We start from the raw sequence: 2,361 nt of genomic DNA, 5'->3' as shown, positions 1-2,361 counted from the left end.
CTTATGTCTTTAGTTGTCTTTTTCACGTATTTTTATTCTCCTTTTATTGATATTAGGTATTGAATACGGTCTTTGGGTATTTTTAATTACTTGTGTTTTTACCATACCATCGCCCAAATCTTCATAAACTTTGGGGGCATAAGGTGCAAGATATGGTGTGCCATAGCTGTCCAATGAAGCCATATAACACAGTAAAACAAATTCCATTAAAACAATTCCAAGCAAGCCTCCAACTCCGCCGGCTATTGTAAAAAGCATTCTAAAGAGTTTGAATATACCTACTTGGTCAGGGATCATATAAAGAGCTATTGCGCTCAAAGAAACAAACATAACTGCAGGTGAACTTAATAGTCCTGCTTTTACCGCTGTTTCGCCCAACACAAGCGCACCTACTATGCTGATTGCCATACCTACATATCTAGGCATTCGAATGCTGGCTTCATGAATAATCTCAAACAAGAGCAATACAAACAGCATTTCATACATAGGCGTAAACGGCACGCCTTGAGAAGCCGTAATAATGGTAACTAAGAACTCTAAAGGCAAACCTACATAATGATAAATAGTCAATGCAACATAAATTCCAGGAAGCTGTGTTCCAATTATTATACCTAGCAATCTTAAAAATCTTAAAAATGTTGCTCTTTGATTAGGTTCATAATAATCTCCGCCTTCCTGAAGATCTTCAAAGAACAAAAAAGGAACTGTCAAAACCATAGGAGAGCCATTGACAACCAAAGCTATTCTGCCTTCTAAGATTTTGGACATTATAATATCAGGTTTTTCGGATGAGCCTACTGTCCTGAATACCGAATTAGGTTTTTCTGATATAAATTGTGCTATATAATACGAGTCGATAATTCCGTCAATATCTATTAATTTGAGTCTTTCACTGACTTTTTGAACAATTCTTTCATCTGCTATGCCTTTTATATAAACCAAAGCGACTTCAGTATTGGAATATCTGCCTATAGTGTGTTTTTCAAAAACCAACGCTGGGGTATGCAGTCGTCTTCTAAGCATTGAAAGATTGGTTTTGATATCTTCAGTAAATCCTTCGCGAGGGCCCATCAAAACAGCCGAAGTAGGAGGCTCTTCAATAGAACGTGTGTTCCAATCCGAACAGCCTATAGTAAGAGCTTCTGCGTATCCATCTACGAACAGGACCGCATTTCCTTCTAAGATCGTTCTTATCGCTTGGTCGCTTTCTTGTATTGCTTCTACACCAAAAGTATTTATGACATGCAGGCTTAGATAAATTGGCAAGTCTTTTACTTCTTTTTCGCAATCCATAAGCCTTGTCATCACTTCTCTTAAGCAATCAGGCTCTACTGCGTTTTCCAAGAAAAAAAGGCAGCACTTGACACCAGACTTAAGATTAATGTCCCTAAACTTAATGTCATCGTTATTGAAGAACTTTTTTAAAAGCTCTTGTTTATTGTCGTTCAAGTCTTTGACAAAATACATTATCAGTCCTATAGTCAGAAAATGATAAATTTAGAATTTGCAAATATTTACCAAATATTCTAAATATAGTTAAAACCCTTTATTTTTTTGGCTTTTTATTAGAGAAGTACTTACAAGATATGACAGTTGTTTTAATAGACATAAATTTGACTTTTTTCATAATGCTGATATAATAATTTTTGACTTTTTATATAGCAAATGATATATTTTACAATATGTTCCCGTAGCTCAGCTGGATAGAGCACCGCCCTCCTAAGGCGGGTGTCGGACGTTCAAATCGTCTCGGGAACGCCAAAAAAAGCGCTTGATTAATTCAAGCGCTTTTTAAGTTTTTATCATAAAGAAAATTTTTATATGTGAACTTTTATTGTTTGTTTTCTTATCCAAAATTAAAATTTGATTAAAATTCAGGAAATTTGTACTATTGTAGGACTTTATGTTAGTAATTTGATATAATTGAAATGCATTTATATAGTTGTTATATGTTTTTTGTCGCTTTATGCAGGTTCTAAAAGCAGAATTTATCGGAGGTTTCTAATGCAAAAAGTCAGTGCCAAAAGATTGCTCAAACCGAAGGAAAAATTTGCGGAGGGACTGTCATTTTATAAGGTTTTTGCCATATTTGTGTTTGGGTGTCTTTTTGGGACTTATTATGAACAAGTCCTTGAATTGATAGTTAACCATAGATGGATAACTCAGCAGGGCGTCATATATGGACCTTTTAATCCTGTATATGGGTTTGGTGCAACGGGTTTGATTGTATTGCTTGTTAGAAAAAAGCGCAAATGGTATGTTTCTTTTCTTTTAGGCGGTGTGGTTGCGGCTTTTTTTGAATATTTGCTCCATGAGCTTGAATATATTTTTACAGGCAATGTTTCATGGGATTACACATAT

General features: G+C 35.0%; 2 protein-coding genes and 1 tRNA gene. 2 read left to right on the top strand and 1 reads right to left on the bottom strand.

Features of this window, described 5'->3' with window-relative positions:
- Window positions 1-9: 9 nt before the first annotated feature.
- Complete coding sequence (locus VIL26_02960) at window positions 10-1,467, bottom strand: spore germination protein (GenBank protein HEY8389898.1); 1,458 nt, start codon at window positions 1,465-1,467, stop codon at window positions 10-12.
- A gap of 217 nt (window positions 1,468-1,684) precedes the next feature.
- Between VIL26_02960 and VIL26_02955 the strand changes: the two genes are divergently transcribed.
- Together VIL26_02955 and VIL26_02950 are read left to right on the top strand one after the other, a co-directional pair.
- Window positions 1,685-1,761: transfer RNA gene (locus VIL26_02955), tRNA-Arg, on the top strand.
- Between the two features lie 243 nt (window positions 1,762-2,004).
- On the top strand, window positions 2,005-2,361 hold a 357-nt coding region (locus VIL26_02950; GenBank protein HEY8389897.1), incomplete at its 3' end, for a putative ABC transporter permease.

Source organism: Clostridia bacterium, assembly GCA_036562685.1.
Taxonomy (GTDB): Bacteria; Bacillota; Clostridia; order Christensenellales; family DUVY01; genus DUVY01.
Note: the sequence above shows the minus strand (reverse complement) of the source record. Positions and strands in the feature narration are given on the sequence as shown.